The sequence below is a fragment of the Kitasatospora cystarginea genome, assembly GCF_039533515.1.
Lineage (GTDB): Bacteria > Actinomycetota > Actinomycetes > Streptomycetales > Streptomycetaceae > Kitasatospora > Kitasatospora cystarginea.
Genome location: NZ_BAAATR010000010.1, coordinates 131,927 through 155,263, shown reverse-complemented (window position 1 = coordinate 155,263; position 23,337 = coordinate 131,927). Strand labels below are relative to the sequence as shown.

Genomic DNA, 23,337 nt, shown 5'->3' with positions numbered 1-23,337 from the left:
GTCGACTATTGCCCCGGCGGCGACGGGAGGCCGCTCTCCTCCAGTGCGAACTCGGCCTCGGCCAGCTCGCGCAGCAGCAGGGCGGGGCGGGCGTCGTCGAGGACCCGGGCGCGCCTGGCCGCCGGGCTCTGCCGGTCGAGCGGCAGGACGGCGCAGCCGGCGGCGATCGCGGCGAGGATGCCGACGGCCCCGCTGAACCGGCTGGACGCGTCGAGCGCCACCAGGGAGCCCGGCCGGACCTTCGCCGCGATCCGATCGCCGAGGTCTCCGGCCAACGCGGAGACGTCACGGTAGGTGTAGGTCCGCGCGGCCCGGGCGGCCACGGCCCCGGGCGTCCGCTCCACCTGAGCCTGGACGACGCGCCACACTGTCTCCACGCGAGCCCCCTGAGTTCGGAAAGTACTGGTCAGTGGCCGACGGCCGGAAGTGCCCGGGAGATGCTCCGGAGCACGCTCTCCCGCTCGGCGTTGAGGAAGAGGTGACCGCCGGGGAAGATCTCCACCTCGGTCCGGCCGGTGGTCAGCTCCGCCCAGCCGTCGAGGTGCTCCACGCTGACCCTGGGGTCCGCGTCGCCGCCGAAGGCCGAGACCGGGCAGCTGAGCAACTCGCCCGGGCGGTAGACGTAACCGGCGAAGAGTGAGAGGTCGGCCCGGAAGGTCGGCAGGATGAAGGTGACGAAGTCCGGGTTCTGCAGCAGCTCCTCGGGCGTGCCGTTGAGACGGCGCAGCTCATTGATCAACTCCTCGTCGGAGAGGTCGAGCTCACTCAGCTTCCGGGACTCGTGGGACGGCAGTGCCCGGCAGCCGGACACCATGACCCGGACCGGCTCCAGCCCCTGCTCACGCTGGAGCCGGCGGGCGAGCTCCCAGCTGACGATGGCGCCCATGCTGTGCCCGAAGAAGGCGAACGGCCGGTCCAGGTACGGGAGCAGGGCCGGGACGAGGGCGTCCAGCAGCTCGTCCAGGTCCGCGATCGGCCGATCGAAGAAGCGGTCCTCCCGGCCCGGCAGCTGCACGGCGAACGCCTCCACCCCCTCCGGGAGTCCGGCGCCCCACCCCCGGAAGACCGAGGCACCGGCCCCGGCGTACGGGAAGCAGAAGAGCCGGAGGCCGCCGGGCTCGGTCCGGCCGGGAATCGGCCGGACCCAGCTCTGGGCCGTCTGCGGTGGTGCCGAGCGCATGGGGTTCCGCTCCTACTGGTCGGGACGAGAGGGGTCAAGAGGGGTGGGATGCGCGCTCAGGCGCCGTGCCAGGACTTCCACAGCGCCGCGTACCCGCCGCCGGCCGCCAACAGCTCGCTGTGGCTGCCCAGTTCGGCCACCCGGCCGCCGTCCATGACCGCCACCCGGTCCGCGTCGTGGGCGGTGTGCAGGCGGTGGGCGATGGCTATCACGGTGCGGCCCTTGAGCACGGCCTCCAGGGAGCGCTCGGTGTGCCGGGCCGTGGTCGGGTCGAGCAGGGAGGTCGCCTCGTCCAGGATCAGCGTGTGCGGATCGGCCAGGACCACGCGGGCCAGGGCGAGTTGCTGGGCCTGCTGGGCGTCCAGGCGGTGCCCGCCGGCGCCGAGCTCGGTGTCCAGCCCGTCCGGCAGCTCGTCCATCCAGTCGACGTCGACGGCGGCCAGCACCGCGTGCAGCTCCTGGTCGGTGGCAGTGGGCGCGGCGATCAGGAGGTTGTCCCGGACGGTGCCGAGGAAGACGTGGTGCTCCTGCGAGACCAGGACGACGTGCCTGCGCAGCTGCGCCGGGTCCAGCTCGGTGACCGGAACCTGACCCACCGTCACCCGGCCGGTGCGCGGCACCTCCGCTCCGGCCAGCAGCCGACCCAGGGTGGACTTCCCGGCACCGGAGGGGCCGACCACCGCCAGCCGCTCGCCCGGGTGGACGGTGAGGTCGACCCCGTGCAGGACGTCCCGCTCGCCCTGGTAGGCGTACCGGACGCCGACCACGTCGATCCGATCGTCCACCGGCTCACCGCCGCCGGTCACGACCGGGGCGTCTACCTGGCCGATGCCCTCGACCCGGGCGAAGGAGGCGTTGCTGCGCTGGAGTTGGTCGAGCCAGAGCAGCACCTTGTCCAGCGGCTCGGCGAGCTTCCAGAAGTAGAGGGCACAGGCGACCACCGCGCCGGTGGTGACCGCGCCGCTGCCGCGCAGGGCGCCGCCGAGCAGCAGGATGCCCGCGACCGGGGCGATGTACGAGAACTCGACTACCGGGAAGAGCACGGTGCGCAGGTTGAGGGTGTGGGTGCGGGTGACCCGGCAGCGCTCGACCGCCTCGGCGGCGGCGGCGATCCGGCGCTCCTGGAGGCTCAGCGCCTCGACGGTGCGGGCGCCGGCCGCGGTGGAGGTGAGGATCTCGGCGAGCGCGGAGTTGGCGGCGCCCTCGGCGAGGTAGCCCGCGTGGGCACGGCGCAGGTACCAGCGGGTGGCGAACCAGATCCCGGACAGGCAGAGCACCCCGCAGATGCCGAGGAACGGGTTGACCGCGAGCATGGCGGCCAGGATGAGGAGGACCTGGACGAGCGCGACGGAGACCTCGGGCCCGGCGTCGCGCAGGGTGGTGCCGACGGTGGCGACGTCGGCGGTGCCGCGCGTCATCAGGTCACCGGTGCCCGCGCGCTCGACCACCGAGGCGGGCAGGGCGAGGGAGCGGTCGACGAACCGCTCGCGGATCCGCGCCAAGGTCCGCTCGCCGAAGCGGTGGGCGGCGTAGCGGGCGAAGCGGCCGAGGAACAGCTGTGCGAGCGCGAAGCAGAGGATGCCCAGGGCGAGCCGGTCGACGTGTCCGGCCCCGGCTCCGCCCCTGACGTCGTCGATGATCCGGCCGAGCAGCCAGGGGCCGCCCAGCCCGGCGGCCGCGGCCAGTCCGTTGAGGATCAGCATCGCGGTGACCGCGCGGCCGTCCTGGCGCACCAGGCGCACGGCGGCCCGGCGGGCCTCGGCCGGCTCGGCGATCGGGAGCCGCCCCGGGGCGGCCTCGGTCTGAGCGGTCATCGGACGGCCTCCTCGGCGGGCGTGGACTCGGTGGCGGGTTCGTGGTCACCGCGTGCCACCAGCTCGCGGTAGCCGGGCTCCGAGGCGAGCAGCACCCGGTGCGGGCCCGCCGCCACCAGCCGGCCGTCGACGAGGTAGCAGACGGTGTCGGCCTGCTCCAGCAGGACGGGGGAGGTCGAGGTGAGGGCGGTGGTGCGCCCGGCCCGCGCCCGGCGCAGCCCGGCGGCCATGGCCGCCTCGGTGTGGGCGTCCACGGCGGAGGTGGGCTCGACCAGCAGGAGCACCTCCGGGTCCGCCAGCAGGGCGCGGACGAGCCGCAGCCGCTGGCGCTGCCCGCCGGAGAGGTTGCTGCCCTGCGCCTGGACGGGGGTGTCCAGACCGTCGGGCAGGGCCTGCACGATGTCCTCCGCGGCGGCGTCCCGGACGGCCTGGGCGATGGCCGGGCCGGTGTGCTCGGACCGGCCGCCGACTACGGCGCTCAGCGGGCCGGAGAAGAGGTCGGCGTCGTTGTCCGCCACCACGATCCGGCTGCGGACCTCGGCCAGGGCGACGTCCGCGAGCGGAACCCCGCCCCAGGTCGCGGCGGATCCGCGGTACCTGCCGAGCCGGTCGACCACGGCCGCGGACTCGGCCGGGCGGGCGCTGACGATCGCGGTCAGCCGGCCCGGGGCCAGCTCCACACCGGTCTCGGCGTCGTGCAGGCTTGACGGCGCGTCAGGAGCCGGCCGGACCGTCGCGGCGTCCTCGACTGCGGGCTTCAGGCCGAGCATCCGGACCACCCGCCCGGCGGCCACCAGGCCCCTGGTGAGGTCGTACCCGCCCTCGATGAAGTTGGAGACCGGCACCACCAGGACGGCCACGTAGCCGTAGACGGCGACCAGCGTGCCGATCGTGATGGTGCCCTCGGCGGCCATCCGGGCGGCCAGCCAGGTCACCAGGGCTAGGAAGAGGGCGGGCAGGCCGACCGAGAGCGCCTGGATCCAGCTGGTCACGGCACCGACCCGGTAGCCCTCGGCCTGCAGGGCCTGCGAGCCGCGCAGGTAGCGGCCGGCCAGCAACTCCTTGCCGCCGATGCCGTTGAGCACGCGCATGCCGCCGACGATGTCCCCGATCCGGGCCGTCAGCGCACCCTGCTGCTCGCGGTACTTGGACTCCGCGCCCTGGAGGCGCTCCAGCAGCGGCCCGACCACTACCGCGAGCAGCGGCACCCCGAGCAGGACCACCACGGCGAGCGGGACGGAGACGGACAGCAGCAGCGCGGCCGCCACCAGGTAGGCGACGACTGCGCCGACGCCCGGTCCGGTGATCGTCAGCGTCTGGCTGATCTGCGCGACGTCGCCCGTCCCGATGCTGACCACCTCGCCGACCGAGAGCTTCCGGGGCAGTTCGGCGCCCAGTCGGGTGGAGTGCGCGACCACGACCTTGATCGTCCGGAAGGTGGCGTCCATCCGGACGCGCGTCATGATGCGGTGGCGCATGATGCCCAGCCACGCGTTGAGCAGCGCGGCGCCGACCAGCGCGGCCACCCAGCCGACCAGGACTCCGGTCCTCCCCGGCTGGAGCCCGTCGTCGATCGCTCGCTGCATGAGGTACGGCGGCAGCATGAGGCAGACCATCCAGAGGGTGCCGATCACCGCGCCGCCCGCCACCCGCCGGCGCTGGCTCATGGTCAGCCACCACAGGTAACGCGCGGCGCTCCGGTGATCCGGAGTTCCCGGGTCGGCGTACGAATCCATCATGAGCGAAACCCTAATCGTCTTTCCTAGGCCTTATCCAGATTTTTCTTCCGCCTCCCGGCTGCCTGTGGCTATAGTCACCACGGACAAGGAGGTGTTAATCATGAAGAAGCAGCTTCGCGGCATTTGCGCAGGCTTCTAGAACTGGCTCGACCCAGTTGTGAGCAGCCGACGTGCGGGGGGAAGCAATTTCCCCCCGCATCTGCTGCCCCTCAGACAACCCGCCATGGATTGTCCAGCGAAACATCGACCAGGGAGCTCTCGGAGCCCTTGGAGATATTTATCAGACCAGCCTCGATCGAGGCCGCGAGAACGGCCGGGAGATTCCCTTCGAGATAGTCGCGGCTCGCGCCCACTCCGATGAGGATCCCCTTCCCGGTGGCCACTGCCAGGTGGAAGTTCGGCCCGGACCGCTGGGTGGACGGACGCCACTCGATCCCGGTGCGCAGGGCCGACCCCGCGGCGGGCTCGGCATCCACGTCACCGAGGAAGTTGTAGTGCTTGCCGAAGGCGGTCGGGTCCGACTCCGGCCGGCCGGCCTGCCGGAGGCTCTCCTTCAGCGCGTCGACGTCGTAGCAGCCGTTCACGTACGCCGTCATGCACTGGACGTAGCAGGCCCGCAGGTACTCCAGCGGGGCGGCCTCCTCGTCGACCGTGATGGTGACCGGGGCGAACTGGTTGAGCGAGCTGACCAGCGGCACCCACCGGGCGTCGAGCCGGTTGGCGGCCATCAGCGCGAAGGTCACCTGCTCGGTCCGCTTGAGCCGGGACAGCGCGAGCGCGCCGACGCCGAGCACCACCGACTGGACCGAGATCTTCAGCCGGTCGGAGAGCTCCTGCGCGGCGGCCAGCCCCTCCAGGCTGTAGAGCGAGGCCCGGCGGCGCTCGCTGGCGTCACCCGGATCCCGGTCCGCCGGGACGAGTTGGCCCCAGGCCTCGGTCCAGTGCCGGATGCTCCGCGTGCCCGGCTCCTCCTGCTGCGCCTGCGCCATCTCCAGCGGCTGCACCACCGGCCCGAGCGTCCCGCCCTCCAGGAGCCGGCCGTGGAGCTGCACTGGGTGCTCTCCGAGCACAAGCTGCTCGGAGAGGCGATCGTCCCCGGAACCACCTACCTGGAGATGGCCCGCGCCGCCGCCTCGCTGCACTTCGGCCGGCCGGTCACCGAGCTCCGCGACGTCACCTTCCTCGTCCCGCTGCTGGTGCAGGAAGGCACCCCACGTACCGCGCACACCACCATCCGCGAACTCGACGACCTGCAGGCCGAGTTCACCGTCGCCAGTCACGACCCGGCGAGCGACCACTGGACGGTGCACGTCCAGGGCACGGTCGGCGTCAGGCCGCACACCGCACCCGCGCCGCAGCAGGATCTGGCAGCTCTGCGTGAGCTCTGCTCGCTGGAGAGCGTGGACATCGCCCTGCGGCAGACCGAGCACAAGGTGACTCGACCTGCCCGAGCAGTACCGGGCCGAGTGCCAGGACCACCCCCTGCACCCGGCCCTGCTCGACCAGGCCACCGGCTTCAGCGGATTCGCCGTCCTGGAGACCGCCGACGACCGCCGACTCGCCCTCGGTGACCGGGACTTCTTCCTCCCGGTCGGCTACGACTCGCTGCTCCTGCACGGCCCGCTGCCCGCACGGGGCCTGAGCTTCGTCCAGCCGCATCCGGGCTATCTGTTCCGCACCGAACCCGCCTTCCGCTCGGTCCTCGAGGAGTGCGACAGCGAGCTGGCCCGGCACACCGGCTGGTCCCTCGTCCGCGAGCTCTTCCTCGACGAACCCGAAGCCAGGACGGACGACGTCGGCGTCATGCAGCCCATCATCTTCGCCATCCAAGTGGGCATCGCCCGCTGGCTGGAGGAGGCGGGCGTCCGACCGGGTGCCGTCACGGGCCACAGCATCGGCGAGATCGCCGCCAGCGTCATCGCGGGCATCCTCGACCTGCCGGACGCGGTCCGGCTCGTCCACCACTACAGCGATCAGCAACGTCGCGTGGCCAGCCCGAACAGCGGTATGGCCGTGGTGGAGCTCTCGGCCGCCGACCTCTCGGAGCACCTGCGCGGACTCGAGGGGAGCGTGTCCGTCGCCGCGCGGAACGGGCCGCGGACCACCGTGCTGGCCGGTGACCGGTCCGAGTTGGAGGCCATCGTCGCCAACCTCCAGGCCGCGGACGTGCTCTGTGCGATGGTCCGGGTCGACCTGCCGGCCCACAGCCCGGCGATCGATCCGATCCTGGCGGACCTCGAACGGGCCATCGGTGAGCTCACCCCCAGGCCCGGCCGGATCCCGATGATCTCCTCGGTCACTGGGCAAGCGCTCGACTGGCGGCAGGCCACCGCGGGCTACTTCGCCCAGAACCTGCGGCAGCCCGTCCTGCTGGCCGACTCGACCGCCGAGCTGCTGACGGGCCATGACGTACTGGTCGAGGTCAGCGCCCACCCGGTGCTCGCCCCGGCACTGCGGCAGAGCGTCGAGGAGTCCGGCACCGCCGCGACCGTCCTGACCACCATGCGCCGTGGCCAGGACGACCGGGCGGGCCTCATCGAGGTGCTCGAAGCCCTCGGACTGCTCGACCTGAAGGTGGACTTCCCGGGCCGGCAGGCTCGGTCGGCGGAGATCGGATGAGCCACACCCGCTCCACCCCGGGGTGGCTCTGCACCGACCGGGGGTGCGCCGTCGGTGCGCGAGGCACCGGCCCAGCCAGCCTGCGCGACCGGCGCGTCGGTCACGACGGACCAGGTACCGGTCACCGGCGGCAGTCAGCAGGGCCCGGACCCGGTCACCCAGGTACTGCTCAACGCGGGTGACCAGGTGGCCGGCTTCGCCACTGCCCGGTCTGCTGCCCGACCCCAAGTTCCTGGCCGGCCTCCTTCGGGCCGACCCGACCCCCGGAGTTGATCTCGTGATCCCTGACGACGAAAGAAGCAGGACCGCCACCATGTCTGGCACGCTCTCGGCCGAGGGCCTGATCCGCCAACTGTTCCACGTCGTGGACAACCGCTGCTGGGAGGGCCTGAGCGGGGTCTTCGCCAAGGATGCCGTCTACGAACGGCCCGGCTACGAGCCGCTCAAGGGCCTCGCCCGGATCAGCCACTTCTACACCCACGAGCGGATCATCGCGTCCGGCCGCCACGCGGTGGACCACGTGACGGCGGGCTACGAAGCCGCCGCTTGCTGGGGCCGGTTCCGGGGTGAATCCATCAACGGCGACCCGCTGGACGAGCAGTTCGCCGACACCTACGTACTCGTGGACGGCAAGATCACGCATCGCAAGACCTTCTTCTACCGGCCCGCGATCTGACCCTGCGGCCCCCGAGATCTGACGCGGATCGACCGCGAGATCAAACGCCGCACCGACGTCGTCCAGGTCTTCCCCGACGACGACGCGCTCCTGCGACCGGTCACCGCCGTGCTGTTCGAGATGCACGACGAATGGATCGCCTTCCCCCACCGCTACCCGCCTCGGCCATCATCATCAGCCCGAGCGGCACCGTGGTGGGCCGCTTCCGTCCGCGCACCGAGCCCGAGTCGGCCGAGCTGGTCGCCGCCGTCGAGGCCCAGCTGCCGGCCTGACCGACGCGAACCCCTGCCGTGGACCGGGTCCACGGCAGGGGTGGCCGTCCTGTACTGTTTCTCTTCGTCCAGCACTGGACGCAGTTGACGACCCGAGGAGGTGGGACCAATTACCGCTGTGTCAGGTCGGGTGCTCCCATCGCACGGCCGCGCGGTCGATCCGAAGCAGAAGTAGCGGACCGCGGGAGCGCCCAGAAGGCTTCCCGAAGGGTTTCCGTGTCGGTCTTCTCGTCAGTTCCGCTCCGTTCCACCATCACCACCAGGCTGCGCGCCGCCGGCTGTGTCTTCGCCGAGGACGAGGCGCGGCTGATCATCTCCACCGCCCGCACCCCGGTCGAGCTCGCCGCCATGGTGGACCGCCGGGTGGTCGGCCTTCCCCTCGAACACGTCCTGGGCTGGGCCGAGTTCCGCGGTCTGCGGATCTCCGTCGACGCCGGGGTCTTCGTGCCGCGCCGCCGGACCGAGTTCCTGGCCGAGCAGGCCACCGCGCTCGCCCGGCCCGGTGCCGTGGTGGTCGACCTCTGCTGCGGTTCGGGCGCGGTGGGCGCCGCACTGCTCTCCTCCCTGGACGGGATCGAGCTGCACGCCGCCGACATCGAGCCCGCCGCGGTGCGGTGCGCCCGGCGCAATCTCACCGGTGCCAACAGCCGTGTGTACCAAGGCGATCTCTACGAACCGCTGCCCGGCACCCTCCGCGGCAGGGTCGATGTCCTGGTCGTCAACGCGCCCTACGTCCCCACCGAGGAGATCCGGTTCCTGCCGCCCGAGGCCCGCGACCACGAGCCGCTGGTGACGCTCGACGGCGGCGCTGACGGTCTCGACGTCCAGCGCCGGGTGGCCGCGCAGGCCGCCGGCTGGCTTGTCCCGGGCGGCAGCCTGCTGATGGAGACGAGCGAGCGCCAGGCCCTGCGGACCGCCGCGGCCTTCGCCGCCGGCGGCCTGACCACCCGGGTGGCCGCCTGCAGGGAGCTGGACGCCACCGTCGTCATCGGCACCAGGCCGTCCGACGCCTGACCGCTGCCCGACCGTCCCGGTGGAGGCCGCTCGGACCTCCACCGGGTGGCGGGGCTCCCTCGGTCATCCCTCCCGCCGCCCTGCCCGAACGGCGCCGATCGGCCATGATCTCGCGACACTTGGCCACGGACCGTTCCGAACTGGTGACAGCTGTGCAACTAGTCCGTACCCGAGGAGGATCACTCAGCCGATCTGGCCGCACACTGTCAGTGGGGCGGGGAGGATCCGGTTGCCATCGGCACCGGTTCCGTCGAGATGGGAGGGAGCTAGCGATGGACAGTGAGGCAACGCCGTTCGGGGAGGCACAGGCCGTCCACCAGCTGTTCGAGGACCACGCCCGCCGGACGCCGGAGGCACTCGCCGTGGTCTGCGGCCAGGAGCGGCTCAGCTACGCGCAGCTGGACGCCAGGGCCAACCGGCTGGCCCGGCACCTGGCCGAGCTGGGCCTCGGCCCCGGCCACCTGGCGGCGGTCGCACTGGGCCGCGGCCCAGAGTTGCTGACGGCGCTGCTCGCGGTGCTCAAGTCCGGTGCCGCGTACGTGCCGTTGGAGCCGACCGGCCCCGATCCGACCGTCCGCCACGTCCTCTCCGAAGCGGATCCGCTGCTGCTGCTCACCGAGGAGGCGTACCGGGTACGGCTCACGGACGCCAGCAGCCGCACGGTGCTGTGCCTGGACACCTCGGCCCAGGCGATCGCCGCCCATCCGGCGGCCCCGCTCGGCATCCGGGTCCAAGGGGCCGATCTGGCCTGCGTGTTCTACACCTCGGGCTCCACCGGGGTGCCCAAGGGCGCACTGATCGAGCACCGCAACCTGCTGCACGCGTACCGCGGCTGGCAATCGGTCTACCGGCTCCGTGCCACCGACCGCTTCCTGCAGACGGCGACGCTGGAGTTCGACGTCTTCACCGCGGACTGGATCCGCGCGCTCGGCACCGGCGGCACCCTGGTGATGGCCCGGCGGAACTTCACGCTGGACCGCACCGCCGAGATCTCCGAACTGCACGAGCTGATCCTGCGCGAATCGGTGACGGTGATGGAGACCAACGTCCACACACTGCGCCGACTGTTCGCCCATCTGCTGCCGCGCGGACTGGAGTTGGGCCGGGTCAGGCTGCTGTCGGTGGGCGCGGAGAAGTGGTACCTGGACGAGCAACTGCGCCTGCAGCGCTACCTCGGGCCCGGGGTGCGCCACGTCAACGTGTACGGCGTGGCCGAGGCCGCGGTGGACAGTACGTACTTCGACAGCTCGTCCCTGGCCGAGGCGCCCGAGCACGCCGAGCTGATCTCGCTGATCGGGCGGCCGTTCCCGGGCACCCGGGTGCACCTGCTGGACGCGGCCGGCCGGCCGGTACCGCAGGGCCGGCCCGGCGAGATCTGCCTCGCCGGCCCCGGTGTCGGGCGCGGCTACCTCAACCGGCCCGAGCTCACCGCCGCCCGCTTCGTCTCCACCGAGCTGGACCAGGGCGGCCGGATCTACCGCACGGGCGACATCGGACGGCTGCGCGCCGACGGGATGCTGGAGTACCTGGGCCGCGCCGGTGCCGACGCTCCCGGCTCCGGCAGCGCCGACGAGTCCGCGGCCGCCGCCGAGCTGGCCGAGGTCGAGGCGGTGCTGCGCGGCCACCCGGCCGTCCGGGAGAGCGCGGTCAGTCGGATCAGGACGGCCTCGGGTGAACTCCGGCCGGTGGCCTACGTGGTGACCGGCGGCCCGGCGGCGGAGCGCGGCTCCGCCGGGGACGGCCCGGCGGCGGAGGGCGGCCCGCTCGGGGGCCGCCCGGCCGCGGACGGTGTGGCCGAGGGCTGGGCCCTGCGCGCGTACCTCGCCGAGCGGCTGCCCGAGCGGCTGATCCCGGACGCGGTGGTGCCGCTGACCACCCTGCCCCGCACCCGGGCGGGCAAGCTGGACCGCCGCGCCCTGCCGCTGCCAGCCCCGCGCGAGCACACCGCCCAGCCGACCGCCCGCGCCGGCGCGCCCGCCCGGGCGGGCTCCGCCAAGGCCGGGGTGCGGTCGCGCGGCTCCGCCAAGGCCGGGTACCGCCCGGCCCGCACCGCGGGCGGCGAGGCCCCCTCCCGGCACGGGACGGCCGCCGTCCTGACCACCCTGGCGTTCGGGATCGCCGCCTCCGCCCTGACCGATCTCTTCTGGCCCGGCTCCACCGACGTCACGGGCGTGCCCTCGCCCTGGGCGGTGCTCTTCCAACTGCTGTACGTCTTCGAGTGGGCTGGCTTCGGCGCGGGCATGGCCTTCCTGTTCCTCGGCGGCCCGGTGCTGCAACGCGTCCAGCCGGCCCGCCCGCCACAGCTCACGGCCTGGGCGGTGGTCGCTATCGCCTGGTTGCTGCTTGCCTGGTGGCCGCAGGACAACTGGTACCGCACCACCCGCGCCACCGACTGGCCCCGCGAGGCCGCCCTGGTCTACGGCTTCAACGTCACCCTGATCGTCGCCGCGCTGGTGGTCGTCCGCTTCCTCGCCTGGAAACCCGCATCGGCCGCCCGCTGACCGCCCGGGCCCGTCCGGCGCGGGTGACCGCGGCGCACCGGCTCCGGTGCCCCCGGGGGCGGCCCGCCGGGCGGGCCTACGGCCGCTGCTCCGGCACCGGCCGCAGCCCGGGCCAGCGGATGAGCACCCGCCGGCGCAGGTCCGTGCTGAGCCGGCCCAGCCCGCCCAGCGCGGGGTGCCCGGCGGCCAGCCGGCCGACCACGCCAAGGCGGTGGGCGAGCCGCTCCCGGGCGGTCGCGGTGCCCCAGGTCCAGTCCCGGAGCGGGAGCCGGCCCAGCTGGTCGACCGTCCCGCGCTCGGCCCTGGGCACCAGTGCGTCGCCCTGGAGCAGCCAGCCGGCGCAGGCGTCGGCGAGGCCGTGGCCGAGGCCGTCGTCGGGTTCGGTGCCGGTCTCGGTGCGCCACACCGCGCGGTACGCCTCCTCCGCCCGGGTCAGCAGCGGCTCGTCCGCCGCGGTGACGCACCAGCAGGTCGGGAAGCCGATGCGCAGGTAGGCGAGTTCGGTCAGTCCGCTGCCCAGCGAGGCCTGCTCGAAGTCGATGAACCTGACCCCGTCGCCGGTGTGCAGGTCGTTGCCGGGGCAGGGGTCACCGTGCAGCAGGGCATGGCCGGGTGCCCGGCCGAGCCGGTGCGCCAAGTCCTCGAGCTCGCCCGGCACTTCGGGCGGCACCGGCACCTCCAGCTTCTCGGCCAGCCGGAGGAAGGCGTCCACGTCGGTCTGGTCCGGTCCCTGCCTGCGCGGCAGCAGACCGGCGTCCTGCGGGCCCGTGGTGGCGTGCAGCCGGGCCAGGGCCTCGGCGTAGCCGACGATCCAGTCGCCGGACGGGCTCAGGTGCTCCAGCTGCTCCAGGACCAGCACGCGCTCGACGGGGTCGGTGGCGAGCAGCTCGGGCACCACGGGTGTCCGGGCCCGGGCGGCGAGCCGCAGCCCGGCCACCTCGCGAGCGTACCGCTCGTCCGCCCCCGGGCCCTCCACCAGCTGCTTCACCACCACCGGCCGACCGCCGAGCTCCACCTGCCAGACCCGCGAACGCGGGCTGCTCTCCAGCCGCCGAGAGCTGCCGGGCGCGCCCAGCTCGGCTCGCAACCCCTCCCCCAACGGCACCAGCGACTTCATCGGCCCGTCCTCTCCCCTGCTGTTCGGTCTCAGTAGACGACGGCGGGGCAGCGCTGTCCAACGGCTTTCCCGGCGCCGGCCGACGGCGGAACCGGCCACCGGCACATGCCCAACGCTCTTGCCGCGCAATGGGGTTACCGGAGACCATCGCTTGATGACGCGACTTCATGACGACGTACGTCTGGCCGGTGCCTACCAGTCGGGCAATGGGATGCCGGAGTCCTCGCTCCGCGCGTGGGCGAAGCTGATCGGGTCGTTCGCCCCCTGCCCGGCTCCCGCCGTGGTGGAGATCGGCGCGGGCACGGGCATGTTCTGCGCGGCACTGGCCCGCTGGCAGCGGGCGTCGCCGGTGGTGGGGATCGATCCCTCCGTACCGATGCTCGAACAGGCCCGGCGGCACAACGCTCTACCCGGCGTGCACTACCTGGTCGGCAGCGCGGAGGCGCTGCCCGTCCGCACGCGGAGCTTCGACCTCGCGCTGCTCTCCCGAGTGGTGCACCACCTCCCCGACCGCCCCTCCTGCGCACGGGAGTTGGCCCGGGTGCTGCGGCCGGGCGGGGTGGTGGTGATCCGTACGACCTTCCGGGAGCGGCTGGACGCGCTGGTCTACGACTACTGGCCGCAGCTGCGGGCCATCGACGAACAGCGGTTCCCCGGCAAGGAGGAGGTGCTCGCCGACTTCACCCCGGCCGGCTTCACCGTTCGGGAGGCCGGCTCGTTCGCCCAGCCGGTCACCACGGGCCTGCGCGCCTTCCACCAGCGGATGAGGAACCGGCCGCTGTCGAAGTTCGCGTACCTGACGGAGGCGGAGTTCGAGGCCGGCCTGCGCTGCCTGGGAACTGACGCCGAGTCGGAGCCGCTCACCGCCCCCTGGCCGGTCCACGAGCGCTACGACCTGCTGGTCCTGACCCTGGCCTGAACGACGGCCGCCGCGCCCATCGGACCGGGGTCGCTACTCCGAGGCGTCCCCGAGTGATTCCAGGAGCGTCCGCAGCGCCCCGGTCAGCGCGTCGCGCTGCGCTCCGGTGAGTCCGGCGAGCAGGCGCTGCTCGGTGTCGAGGTGGTCGGGCAGGACCCGGTCGACCAGTTCCCGGCCGGCGTCGGTGAGTTCGACCAGCACGCTGCGACCGTCCGACTCGCTGGAGGAGCGGACCACCAGTCCGCGCCCCTCCAGCCGGTCGAGCCGCTGGGTGATCGCCCCTGAGGTGACCATCGACGCCCGCATCAGCCCGGTCGGGGTGAGCCGGTAAGGCGGCCCGCTGCGCCGCAGCGTGGCGAGGACGTCGAACGAGGCGCCGTCGAGCCCGTGCGAGCCGAAGGTACGGCGCAGTTCCGCGTCGATCATCCGGTGGAGCCGAGTGAGCCGCCCGATCACCGCCATCGGCGACGCGTCCAGGTCGGGGCGCTCGGCCGCCCACTGGGCCAGTACGAGGTCGACGTGGTCTGCCATGGCCTCAGGCTAGTGGATCTCTTAGCGCTGTGATAAATCTTTACTTAGCGCTAAGTAATTCGCCGAGACCGCACGTCCACAGGACAGCGCCGAGCGCGCCTCGCGGACCCGGCGGTGGCCCTGCCGGGCGAGGCCGAGCGACCCGGGCACCAGCGGGCCAGGTTCACCATCGGCTACTGATCCGGCCCCTCCGCTGCGCCGCCACCCGCCCCGATCGGCACAGGTGACCGTACGTAGACTGGTATCGAACGCTCCTCAGGGAAGGCGCAGCGATGTTCGAACGCGGCACGGACGGCCCCAAGGTGATCGTCGTCGGAGTCGACGACTCGGACTCCTCCTGGCGGGCCGCCGCCTACGCTGCCGGCCTCGCCCGCCGGCAGGGCTCGCAGCTCGCACTGGTGTACGTCCAGCCGGTGTCCGGCATGCTGGCCCTGACCGGTTTCGGCGGCGAACTCGGCGAGACCACCGAGAGCGTCGCCGACGAGATCGTGCGGCAGATACACGAGGCCGCTGACCGCTTCGGCGAGACGACCAGCGTCAACTGGCAGTTCCACACCCTGGTCGGCGACCCGTTCACCGGCCTCGCCACGACGGCGGACGACCTGCGTGCCGACGCCGTGGTGGTCGGCGCCTCCGAGCAGGCCGGGCACCGGGTGATGGGCTCGCTCGCCGTCCGGCTGGTGAAGGCCGCCCGCTGGCCGGTCACGGTGGTGCCGTAGTCCGGGCCGCGCGCCCGCCCCGGCGTGCACTGCCCCTCGCACTGCCCCGATCAGCGCCGGCCCGGAGCGTGGCACCCCGTCCCGCGCCGGCCTGATCGTCAACTCCCCTGCCGTCGCCCCGCGGTCAGCCCCGCTCGACCGGACCGACGGTCAGTGCGTGGATGGTCGGTCCGGCGCAGTGCTCGGTCGCCCACGGCAGCAACATCGCCGCCTTCTCGTTCGGCGGATAGATCCGCAGGCCCTTGGCGGGCGAGAGCCGGCACTCGTTCGGGTCGTAGCCGCCGACGCCGTTGCTGTCGTGCAGGGTCGCCTTCGCCGTCTGGCCCGGCCCCAGCGTCACGGTGGTGACCGTGCCCGCGGCGCGCGCGGCGGCGTTTCCGGACTGCACACCGTCCGCGCCGACGTACGAGACGCCCGGATAGCCGGTCATCGTGCAGGGGGTGGCGGAGGTGTTCGTGAACACCAGGGTCGAGTAGTACTGCCCGGCGCCGACGCTGGCGTCCTTCTGAGTCACCGAGAGCCCGCTGCTGCTGCACGCCTGGGCCGAACCGGTCCCCACCCTCACCGCGGACGCGCCGGACGTCGCCGACTGCCCGCCCGAGCCCCCGTCCGTGCCCGGCCCGGCGCTCGCTCCCGCGCTCGCGCCGCCACTCGCCCCCGCGGAGCCGCTACCGCCCGCGGAGCCGCTGCCCGACGCCGCGGCGGCCGGTGGCGCCGCGCCCGCCGTCCCACCCGACGACGAGCAGGCCGTGGCCGCGAGCGCCACCGCGGCGATCATCGCGACCGGTGCCGCGATCGTACGTACCCTCGCACTGACCGCTCCTGTCCCTCGAACCGACCCGACTCGCATCTGCCACACCCCTTGCAACGGTGCTGACCTGCAAACTCCTGACACTGGGAACCTGCCCGTTCAAACTCCGGATACCCATGCGTGACAGGGCCGTTGCACACTCCGGACCGCCCTGGGACAGCCGGCCGCGCGAGCCGGCCGCCTCCGCCCGCGCGGCCGGCCCGGACGGGGAGTCACTCGCCCATGAAGACGACCCGCCGGGCCGAGCCCGAGGCCCCGGGCGCCGCCGTCACCGAGGTGCGCCCGGCCGGGACGGCACGCTCCCGGCCCCACGTGCGGATCTCCTCGATCTGCTCGGGGTTGGTGCGGCTGAGCGGGGTGGTGTTGACGAAGGTGTCCAGCACGAAGGACGGACGCAGCCGGTCGGCGCCGCCGCCCAGATGAACCTCGGCACCGACCTCGTGCAGCGCGGCCTCGATGTCGGAGCCGGCGAAGCCCTCGGAGAGGTCCACCAGGCGCTCCACCTGGTCCGGCTCGGGTTCCGCCTTGACGTAGCGACGGTAGTAGAGCTCGATGATCTCCTTGCGGTCCTGCGGGTCGGGCAGGTCCACGAAGAAGAGTTCGTCGAAGCGGCCCTTGCGCAGCAGCTCCGGCGGCAGGCTGCGGACGTCGTTGGCGGTGGCGACCACGAAGGCCCGGGACTCCGACTCCTGGAGCCAGAAGAGGAACTGGCCGATGATTCGCTGCGCCGCGCCGGACAGGTCGTGACTGCCGGCCAGTCCCTTCTCGATCTCGTCGATCCACAGGATGCACGGCGCCACCCGGTCCGCGGTCTCCAGCGCCTCCCGCATCCGCCCCTCGGACTCGCCGAGGTACTTGCCGTGGATGCTCGCCATGTCCAGCCGGTAGAGCGGCAGTTGCCACTGGGAGGCGATCGCCTTGGCGGACAGCGACTTGCCGCAGCCGGGCACGCCGACCAGCAGCACCCCGCGCGGCGGCCGCAGGTCGGTGCCGCGCAGGTCGGCGTGCATCAGCTCGTTCTTGCGCTTGAGCCAGTCGCGCAGGTTGCTCAGCCCGCCGACGGAGTAGTCCGAGGACTTGAGCTGGACCCGCTCCAGACCGGCCAGGTCGCTGAAGATCCGGTCCTTGGCCTGGGCCAGCGCGAGCACGTCCTCGCGCCGTACCGCGCCCCGGGCGACGATGGTCGCCATCAGGTTGACGGCCTCGGCCTCGGTCACCCCGAGCAGGAACTCCGAGGCGCGGCGGGCGTCGTCCTCGTCCCACTCGATCGGGACCACGCCGTGGTGGTCGTCCAGGAAGCTCCGGACACTGCGGAACATCTCCTCGGCGTCCGGCAGGTCCAGGCGCAGGCTCATGCCCAGGCGCTGGAGTCCGCTCCAGATCGGGTTGTCGGTGATCAGGACGATGCTGCCGGCGTTGGCGTCGGCCAGTCGGGCGAGTTCGGCGACGTGCCGGGTGAAGTGGGTGTCGCCCTCCAGGCCGTCCGGGTCCACCAGGATCAGGGTGGCCATCGGCCGGCTGGTGAACTGGGCGGCGGCGAAGTCCATCGCGCCGGTGAGCGAACGGTCGTCCTGGACGGTGGTGTTGGACCTCAGGTCGCGCAGTCCAGTGGCCCGGGTGTAGATCCAGAACGGCTGGCTGGTCCGGCGCGGCTGGGTGGCCACCTCCTTGACCAGGCGCAGCGCCCGCTGCTGCTCGATGGTGCGCAGTCCGATGACCGGTACCCGTGCGGTGAGGTAGCTGTCGAGGTCGGCACGGCTGTCGGCGTAGTTCGGCATAGGGGGCCTCGGGTCTCGGTTCGGCCGGTGATGGTCTCAGTCGGTGATGATGCGGCGACGGGGCACGGCCGTCGGGTCGTAGGACCAGCCGCCCGGGTCGGCCGGGGGTGTCTGGGCGATCACGGCGGTGAGCGGGTTGTCGCGCAGGGTGCGGCGGCGGGCCTCGACGAATCGCGGGTCCGCTCCCTGGGCGGCCAGCCGGACCAGGTCGTTCTCCAGGTCCTGCTGGATGCGCCGGGCGGTGTCGTCGAGGATCCCGCTCAGCCGCTCCCGCAGTTCCGCGGGCAGTCCCGGGTGTGCGGCCAGTGAGCGGGCCTGGTGCAGTCCGCCGCGGGCCTGGGCGAGGGCCCGGCCGGCGGCGAACTCGTCGTCGGCCGCGTTCATCGCGGCGACCAGCGCGTCCGCCCAGCGCTGCAACCGCCGGTCCAGCGCGTCGGTGATCCGCACCTGGAGGCGTTCGAGGGTGTCGGCAGGAAAGTCCGCGGGCGCGAGCGGCGGCAGGCCGGCGCCGTCCACCGGCTCGCCCTTGGACCACCGTTCGAGGTGGTCCGCCCAAGCCTGGTAGGAGCCACCCAGCGGGGCCGGGCCGCTCACCGGTTGCTGCCTGGACGGCGTACGGTGACCTCTCCCGGAGGCAGCGGCTCCCACTCGGGCAGGCTGTCGACGATGCGGCGCAGCCGGTTGGTGACCCGTTCGTCGGCGGGCTTGGGTGCGGCCGCCCACGGGGAGGCGGCCGGGCGGCGCACCGGCGGTGTGTCGGGGTAGGGCGGTGTGGTCACTTGGCGTCTCCTTGCGGCGTGCCGTCCGGTCCGGGGCGGACGGCACGCCCGTCGAACGGGCTCTGGGCGTGTACGGCCGTCGCCAGCGAGGCGATGAACTCCCGGGTGGCGGGCTCCACCTGGTCGGCCTCCCGGTAGGCGCTCTGCCAGTCCGTCAGTTCGGCTGCGGCGCCGCGCAGTTGGTGCAGGGAGTCGTTCCTGGCGCGCTCCAACAGCTGCCGGGTGGACTCCACCGCCTTGCGGGCGGCCTCCGAACGCAGGTAGATCATGCCGCCCCAGATCAGGGCGACCAGTACCGCACCGAACAGCGCGACGCCGACGGAGGCCTGGCCGATAACGAGCAGGATCAGCAGGAGCACCCCGCCGAGCAGGATCGCCTGCCGCTTCCACGGGTAGACGAGGGCGTCCAGGAAGGGCTGCATGTGCTGGTCCCAGTGCTGGGACAGGGACTGCTCCAGGGTCTCCAACGGGGTGTTGAACGACCCGTACCACGGCGGCAGGTTGAACGCCTTGGTGCCGGCGGTGTGGGTGGCGGTGAACGCCGCCTGGACGTCCGGCGGCTGGGCCATCCGGTAGTCCCGGCTGAACCCGGCGTGGGCGTCGGCGAACCACTCCTGGCAGGCCGCGACCGCCAGCCGCTGGGTCGCCGTGGAGGCTCCGATCGCGGCGGGGTTGAGGGCGGCGGTGGACTGCACCGTCAGGATGTCCAGGGTCTCCTCGAGCGAGGCCGAGTCCACGTCGACGGCGTGCCGGGCCGCCTGGACGTCGCCGTGGTGCTCCACCACGGCCCGGTTGAACGCCAGGTCGCGTCTGAGCGGCAGTTCCTCGTTGTCGTACTCGGAGACCAGCCGGTCCAGGATGTCGTCGATCGCGTCCTCCAGCCGCTCCGACGGCTTCGACTCCTGGGCCAGCAGCGCGGTGTACTTGGTCAGGACCGCCTGCTGGGCACCGGCCGAGGAGAGCACGGAGTCCAGCTGCGCCCACTGCGGCGAGACCGCCGACAGCCGGGGGAACCGACCGGCCGCCGAGGGCGTGCGCAGACTCTCGATCTCCGCGCGCCAGCGCGCAACTTGAGCCGCCCGCGCCTGGTCGTCCTGCAGCAGGATCTCGCGCCAGCGGTCGAGCGTCGCCCTCAGCAGCTCCCTGCCGACCGGGCCGAACGCCCCCTGGGAGATGGACTCCAGGATGACCGCGAACTCGCGGCCGAGTGCGGCCGGGTCCTGGGTGAGCAGGTAGTGCCGCAGCCAGCGGACCGCACTGTGCTGACGGCCCTGCCGGCGCAGCACCAGGGCGAAGAAGAGCGAGGTGCGCTCGGGCGAGCGCCGGAACGCCTCCTCGACGGCCCGTTCGCACAGCGTCGGCTCGTCCGCCGACCAGGCGGCGAGAGCCACCAGGGTCGGGGCGAGCCAGTAGCGCGGAGTCTGGATCATGAGCTGCTCGCTCACCGTCCGCACCGTGTCCTCGGAGACCAGGCCCACGTCGAAGGCCTGGAGCAGGCCCACCGCCGTCCGCCGGATGGTCTTGTGGTGGCCGAACTCGTGGTCCACCTGGTCCTGGATGACACCGATCCGGGTCTCGGCCCGCTGGACGTTCGCGGTCAGCTCGGCCCGCCGGGCGAAGGCCAGGAAGTCCGCGCGCAGCTGCTGGAGTTCGCTCTGGGTCTGCTGCTGGGCCGCGCCGACCGCGGATACCTGGCCCGACACCTGGCCGACCTGCTCACCGAGCCGGGTTACCAGCCTGTTGACCTGTGCCACCTGGTTGCGCAGGACGTGGTCGACCTCGGTCATACGAGTCTCCGTTCGGGGTACTGCGGGTCTTCGCGGTGCTGCGGGGTTTCGCGGTGCCGCACGGCACCGCGGTACTGGAAGGCCTTGCGGTGCGGTCGCGGGGCCTTGTGCCCTTGCCGGGCTCCAGGGCGCTGTGTTCGGCGGGCGGAGGTCATGGGCGCACCACCGTACCGTCGGGGAGCACCGGCAGGACCAGCCCGCTGTCGTAGACCTCGACGTAGGCGTAGGCGCCGGTGCGCACCAGCATCCGGGCCGCCGCGAAGGGACTCGGCATCGGGTCGGCGGGCGCGAAGTGCTGCACGATGGCGTGGGTGAGGTCCAACTGGTGGTCCACATAAGGAGATCCGAGGTAGCAGGTGGCGAGGAAGCCGAGCGGGATGTCTCCGAACGCGGTGGCGTACTGCTCCTTGAGCCAGTCCGCCAGTCCGCGGCAGGCGGCCGGGTCGAGCCCGGCGTCCAGGCGACGCACGGCGCCCAGGAACTGTTCGGGCCGTACCCTGAGCCGCTCGGCGCCGACCCTGGTTCGGGCCGGACCCGCTCCGGTGACCGGACCGCTCGCGGCCCGCTGCCCGGTTGTGGTGTCCGCCCCCGGGCGGACGACACGGCGTGGCTGCTCGATGAAACCCATGAGTCCCCCGCTGGTCATGGTGCGACCGCGCCGCGTTCCCGGCGCGTGGTCGAGAAGGATATTGGCTCCTCCCCGGTTGTGACCGGGGAATTCCTACCTCACGCCGCCTGACCGCCCTTCGGGCAGCCGGGTGCTCCGCGATCGGCGCCCGCCGGGTTGGGAACAGCCCGGACGGAAGGACCCGCGGAGGGGGCTCGTGCTCGGCTCCCGCAACGCGACCAGCACCCTACCAGGCGGGGGAGGCCCATCCGCCTTTCGACGAACCGGATTTCCGCACCCCGCCGTACGGGGAGATCTGGGGTCTTGCCCCGAACCTCCCGGCGGCAGCGCCTTCATGATGCCCAGTCATGCGATTCGGCAGTACGACTCGACCGGAAGACGACCGCGTCCCGCCCGGCATTCGACCACCTGACGGGTGATCACACCTCCTGTCAGGTGCAAGACTTCTTCCCATGAGGACGGTGTTTGCACTCCTGGTGGGTATCGACGACTACGCGCGAAGCGGCCTCAGCTCGCTCGCTGGGTGCCTCAACGACGTTTCGGCGGCTCGCAGTTGGCTCGAACGGCAGGTGCGACCGAGTCCGGTAGTCCGGACCCTGCTCGACGCGGAGGCCACCGTGGACGCGGTGGTCGAGGGCATCGAGACCCACCTCGGGCAGGCCGGCCCCGAGGACACGGCACTGTTCTGGTTCTCCGGTCACGGCACCGAGTTCCCGGCCCTGCCGGAGGAGTCGGCGATCGAGTCCACCGGCCGCTCCCAGGCACTGGTCTGCGCCGACGGTCCGCTGCTGGACAAGCGGCTGCGGGTACTGCTGGACCGGGTCGCCACTCGCGGCACCCATGTCGCCGCCGTGCTGGACTGCTGCTACGCGGGCGGCGCCACCCGGGACGCGACGGGCACGGCCCGTTTCCTCCCGCCGGCCCCGTCCTGGCATACGTCCGCCCTCGCCCGCGACGCCGAGGGCGCACCGGCGGGCCCCGGCCATGTGCTGCTCGCCGCCAGCCGGCTGGACCAACGCTCCTACGAGGACTGGTTCGACGGCCGCCGGCACGGGGTCTTCACGCACGCGCTGCTGGGCGCCCTCGGCGAGGTCGGCGGCCGGGAGCTGACCTACCGCCGGCTGCTGGCCGCCGTGCACTGCCGGATGCAGGGCTCGGGTGAGCGCCAGCACCCGGTGCTGCTGCCCCAGCAGGCCGGCGGTCCGGCCGACCGGCCCTTCCTCGGCGGGGCCGTCCGGGAGCCCAGCCCGTACCTGCTGCGGTACGGCGCCCAGGGCTGGGAGGTGGACTGCGGCACCGTCCACGGCCTGCGCGACGGCGAGAACGGCGCCCGTGGCACGGAGTTCACCGTACTGCCCGCCGACCGGGAGGCTCCGGGCGCGGGCCAGGAGGGTCCCGGCGCGGATCGGGCGGTCCTGCGGGCCAAGAGCGTGCGCGCCGAGCGCACCCTCGTCGAACCGTCAAGCTGGACCCCCGATCACAACCGCAGCTACCCGGTGACGCTCTCCGCACTCGCCCTGCCGCCGGTCTCCGTCCTGGTCGAGGCATCCGGGGATCCCTCCGCGGCACGGGAGTTGGCCGAGGCCATCGGAAGCGCCGGGCCGGGCGGCGGGCCTTCGCCGCTGCTGCGGACGGCCGCCGGGCCCGAGGACGCGTCCGGTCTGCGCCTGCGGGTCGTGGTGCACGGCGGCCAGGCGCGGGTGCTGCTGCGCGACGGCTCGGCGGCGGTGGCGCCGCTGCCGCTCGCCGGCCCGGCCGACGCCCGACGGATCGCCAGCTGCCTGGTCCACCTGGCCTCCTGGCACCACCTGAGGGATCTCACCAACCCCGACCCGGTCCTCGGCTCGCTCGTCCGGGTGGAGGTGACGCCCTGGGGCGGCGACGCCCCGATGCTGCCCGACGGCTCCGGCGAGCTGCTGTGCAGCTACGGCGGCGGCCCCGGCGACTGGCGCGAGCCGCGGGTCGCCATCCGGATCCGCAACCGCTCGACGAGCCGGAAGCTGTGGTGCGTCCTGCTCAACCTCACCGACAACTACGCCAGCCACTCGGTGCTCTTCCCCGGGCACTTCATCGCACCGGGCGGTGTCGGCCACGCCCTGGACGGCGAACCGGTGCACCTCAGCCTCCCGGCCAATCGCACGCCGCGGCCCGGCGCCTACGTCCGGGACTGGCTCAAACTCATCGTGGCCGAGGGCGAGTTGAACACCGTACCCTTCCAGTTCGACCCCTGGGACCCGAACGCACCCGCGGACCGTGACCCGGCCCGCCATGCGGACGGCGTGTTCCGCCCGACCGCTCCGGACGGCAGCCGTGACATGGGCGCGGGAACCCGCCCCGTCACCCCCGGTCAGTGGGCGACGCTCACCCTCCCGCTCCGCACCGTCGTCCCGGGCTGATCGGCCGCCAGCTGCACGAGGGGGCCGGGGCGGCCGCCCGCGCACCGGCGCACCGAC

Annotated in this window: 21 protein-coding genes and 2 pseudogenes; 10 read left to right on the top strand and 13 right to left on the bottom strand. The window is 73.0% G+C overall.

Features of this window, described 5'->3' with window-relative positions:
- Positions 1 to 5: 5 nt before the first annotated feature.
- The 5 genes from ABD369_RS14065 to ABD369_RS14045 form a co-directional block, all read right to left on the bottom strand.
- Positions 6 to 377, bottom strand: coding sequence for an AMP-binding protein (locus ABD369_RS14065; RefSeq protein ID WP_344636700.1), 372 nt, complete (start codon positions 375 to 377; stop codon positions 6 to 8).
- 29 nt (positions 378 to 406) lie between these two features.
- A complete protein-coding gene (locus ABD369_RS14060; protein ID WP_344636699.1) occupies positions 407 to 1,180 on the bottom strand; it encodes a thioesterase II family protein in 774 nt (257 codons plus the stop codon).
- Positions 1,181 to 1,236: 56 nt separating this feature from the next.
- Entirely contained in the window at positions 1,237 to 2,994 is a 1,758-nt protein-coding gene (locus ABD369_RS14055; protein ID WP_344636698.1) for an ABC transporter ATP-binding protein, read from the bottom strand.
- Positions 2,991 to 4,733: an ABC transporter transmembrane domain-containing protein gene (locus ABD369_RS14050; RefSeq protein ID WP_344636697.1), complete on the bottom strand. Its 1,743-nt coding sequence runs from the start codon at positions 4,731 to 4,733 to the stop codon at positions 2,991 to 2,993. Before ABD369_RS14050 ends, ABD369_RS14055 begins: the two co-directional genes overlap by 4 nt.
- Before the next feature lie 209 nt (positions 4,734 to 4,942).
- On the bottom strand, positions 4,943 to 5,785 hold the full coding sequence (locus ABD369_RS14045) for a condensation domain-containing protein (RefSeq protein WP_344636696.1): 843 nt from the start codon (positions 5,783 to 5,785) through the stop codon (positions 4,943 to 4,945).
- On the opposite strand from ABD369_RS14045, the gene ABD369_RS14040 reads away from it, so the two are divergent.
- From ABD369_RS14040 to ABD369_RS14010, 7 genes and pseudogenes are all read left to right on the top strand, one after another.
- Positions 5,774 to 6,304, top strand: a complete 531-nt coding sequence (locus tag ABD369_RS14040) for a hotdog family protein (protein ID WP_344636695.1) — start codon at positions 5,774 to 5,776, stop codon at positions 6,302 to 6,304. The two genes, ABD369_RS14045 and ABD369_RS14040, sit on opposite strands and share 12 nt — an antisense overlap.
- Positions 6,216 to 7,352 carry an acyltransferase domain-containing protein gene (locus ABD369_RS14035; protein ID WP_344636758.1) on the top strand — a complete coding sequence of 379 codons (1,137 nt, stop codon included), beginning with the start codon at positions 6,216 to 6,218 and terminating at the stop codon, positions 7,350 to 7,352. Before ABD369_RS14040 ends, ABD369_RS14035 begins: the two co-directional genes overlap by 89 nt.
- Positions 7,353 to 7,665: 313 nt before the next feature.
- Positions 7,666 to 8,028, top strand: coding sequence for a nuclear transport factor 2 family protein (locus ABD369_RS14030; RefSeq protein ID WP_344636694.1), 363 nt, complete (start codon positions 7,666 to 7,668; stop codon positions 8,026 to 8,028).
- 24 nt (positions 8,029 to 8,052) lie between these two features.
- Positions 8,053 to 8,166: pseudogene (locus ABD369_RS14025) on the top strand (transposase); the annotation flags it as partial.
- 47 nt (positions 8,167 to 8,213) lie between these two features.
- Positions 8,214 to 8,300 (top strand): annotated as a pseudogene (locus ABD369_RS14020) (glutathione peroxidase); the annotation flags it as partial.
- Positions 8,301 to 8,516: 216 nt separating this feature from the next.
- Positions 8,517 to 9,314, top strand: coding sequence for a putative protein N(5)-glutamine methyltransferase (locus ABD369_RS14015; protein ID WP_344636693.1), 798 nt, complete (start codon positions 8,517 to 8,519; stop codon positions 9,312 to 9,314).
- A gap of 272 nt (positions 9,315 to 9,586) precedes the next feature.
- Positions 9,587 to 11,815, top strand: a complete 2,229-nt coding sequence (locus ABD369_RS14010) for an amino acid adenylation domain-containing protein (protein ID WP_344636692.1) — start codon at positions 9,587 to 9,589, stop codon at positions 11,813 to 11,815.
- Positions 11,816 to 11,891: 76 nt separating this feature from the next.
- Here ABD369_RS14010 and ABD369_RS14005 read toward each other — a convergent pair whose 3' ends face one another.
- Positions 11,892 to 12,932, bottom strand: a complete 1,041-nt coding sequence (locus tag ABD369_RS14005) for an aminoglycoside phosphotransferase family protein (protein WP_344636691.1) — start codon at positions 12,930 to 12,932, stop codon at positions 11,892 to 11,894.
- 154 nt (positions 12,933 to 13,086) lie between these two features.
- On the opposite strand from ABD369_RS14005, the gene ABD369_RS14000 reads away from it, so the two are divergent.
- Positions 13,087 to 13,851: a class I SAM-dependent methyltransferase gene (locus ABD369_RS14000; RefSeq protein WP_344636690.1), complete on the top strand. Its 765-nt coding sequence runs from the start codon at positions 13,087 to 13,089 to the stop codon at positions 13,849 to 13,851.
- A gap of 33 nt (positions 13,852 to 13,884) precedes the next feature.
- On the opposite strand, the gene ABD369_RS13995 is transcribed toward ABD369_RS14000, so the two are convergent.
- Complete coding sequence (locus tag ABD369_RS13995) at positions 13,885 to 14,382, bottom strand: MarR family winged helix-turn-helix transcriptional regulator (RefSeq protein ID WP_344636689.1); 498 nt, start codon at positions 14,380 to 14,382, stop codon at positions 13,885 to 13,887.
- Positions 14,383 to 14,654: 272 nt separating this feature from the next.
- On the opposite strand from ABD369_RS13995, the gene ABD369_RS13990 reads away from it, so the two are divergent.
- The gene (locus tag ABD369_RS13990; RefSeq protein ID WP_344636688.1) at positions 14,655 to 15,101 is read left to right on the top strand and encodes a universal stress protein; all 447 of its coding nucleotides are present in this window, start codon (positions 14,655 to 14,657) and stop codon (positions 15,099 to 15,101) included.
- A gap of 124 nt (positions 15,102 to 15,225) precedes the next feature.
- Here the strand turns inward: ABD369_RS13990 and ABD369_RS13985 are convergent, their stop codons facing one another.
- The 6 genes from ABD369_RS13985 to ABD369_RS13960 all read right to left on the bottom strand — a co-directional run bounded on the left by ABD369_RS13985 (position 15,226) and on the right by ABD369_RS13960 (position 20,902).
- Positions 15,226 to 15,879, bottom strand: coding sequence for a DUF4232 domain-containing protein (locus tag ABD369_RS13985; RefSeq protein ID WP_344636687.1), 654 nt, complete (start codon positions 15,877 to 15,879; stop codon positions 15,226 to 15,228).
- Between the two features lie 245 nt (positions 15,880 to 16,124).
- Positions 16,125 to 17,690 (bottom strand): AAA family ATPase, encoded by a 1,566-nt coding sequence (locus ABD369_RS13980; RefSeq protein ID WP_344636686.1) that lies wholly within the window; start codon positions 17,688 to 17,690, stop codon positions 16,125 to 16,127.
- A 36-nt stretch (positions 17,691 to 17,726) separates the two neighbouring features.
- The gene (locus ABD369_RS13975) at positions 17,727 to 18,284 is read right to left on the bottom strand and encodes a hypothetical protein (RefSeq protein ID WP_344636685.1); all 558 of its coding nucleotides are present in this window, start codon (positions 18,282 to 18,284) and stop codon (positions 17,727 to 17,729) included.
- Positions 18,281 to 18,469, bottom strand: coding sequence for a hypothetical protein (locus tag ABD369_RS13970; RefSeq protein ID WP_344636684.1), 189 nt, complete (start codon positions 18,467 to 18,469; stop codon positions 18,281 to 18,283). The genes ABD369_RS13975 and ABD369_RS13970 overlap by 4 nt, the downstream gene beginning before the upstream one ends.
- Positions 18,466 to 20,256 carry a hypothetical protein gene (locus tag ABD369_RS13965; protein ID WP_344636683.1) on the bottom strand — a complete coding sequence of 597 codons (1,791 nt, stop codon included), beginning with the start codon at positions 20,254 to 20,256 and terminating at the stop codon, positions 18,466 to 18,468. The genes ABD369_RS13970 and ABD369_RS13965 overlap by 4 nt, the downstream gene beginning before the upstream one ends.
- Positions 20,257 to 20,407: 151 nt before the next feature.
- A complete protein-coding gene (locus ABD369_RS13960; RefSeq protein ID WP_344636682.1) occupies positions 20,408 to 20,902 on the bottom strand; it encodes a hypothetical protein in 495 nt (164 codons plus the stop codon).
- Between the two features lie 434 nt (positions 20,903 to 21,336).
- On the opposite strand from ABD369_RS13960, the gene ABD369_RS13955 reads away from it, so the two are divergent.
- Positions 21,337 to 23,280 (top strand): caspase family protein, encoded by a 1,944-nt coding sequence (locus ABD369_RS13955; RefSeq protein ID WP_344636681.1) that lies wholly within the window; start codon positions 21,337 to 21,339, stop codon positions 23,278 to 23,280.
- Positions 23,281 to 23,337 lie beyond the last annotated feature (57 nt).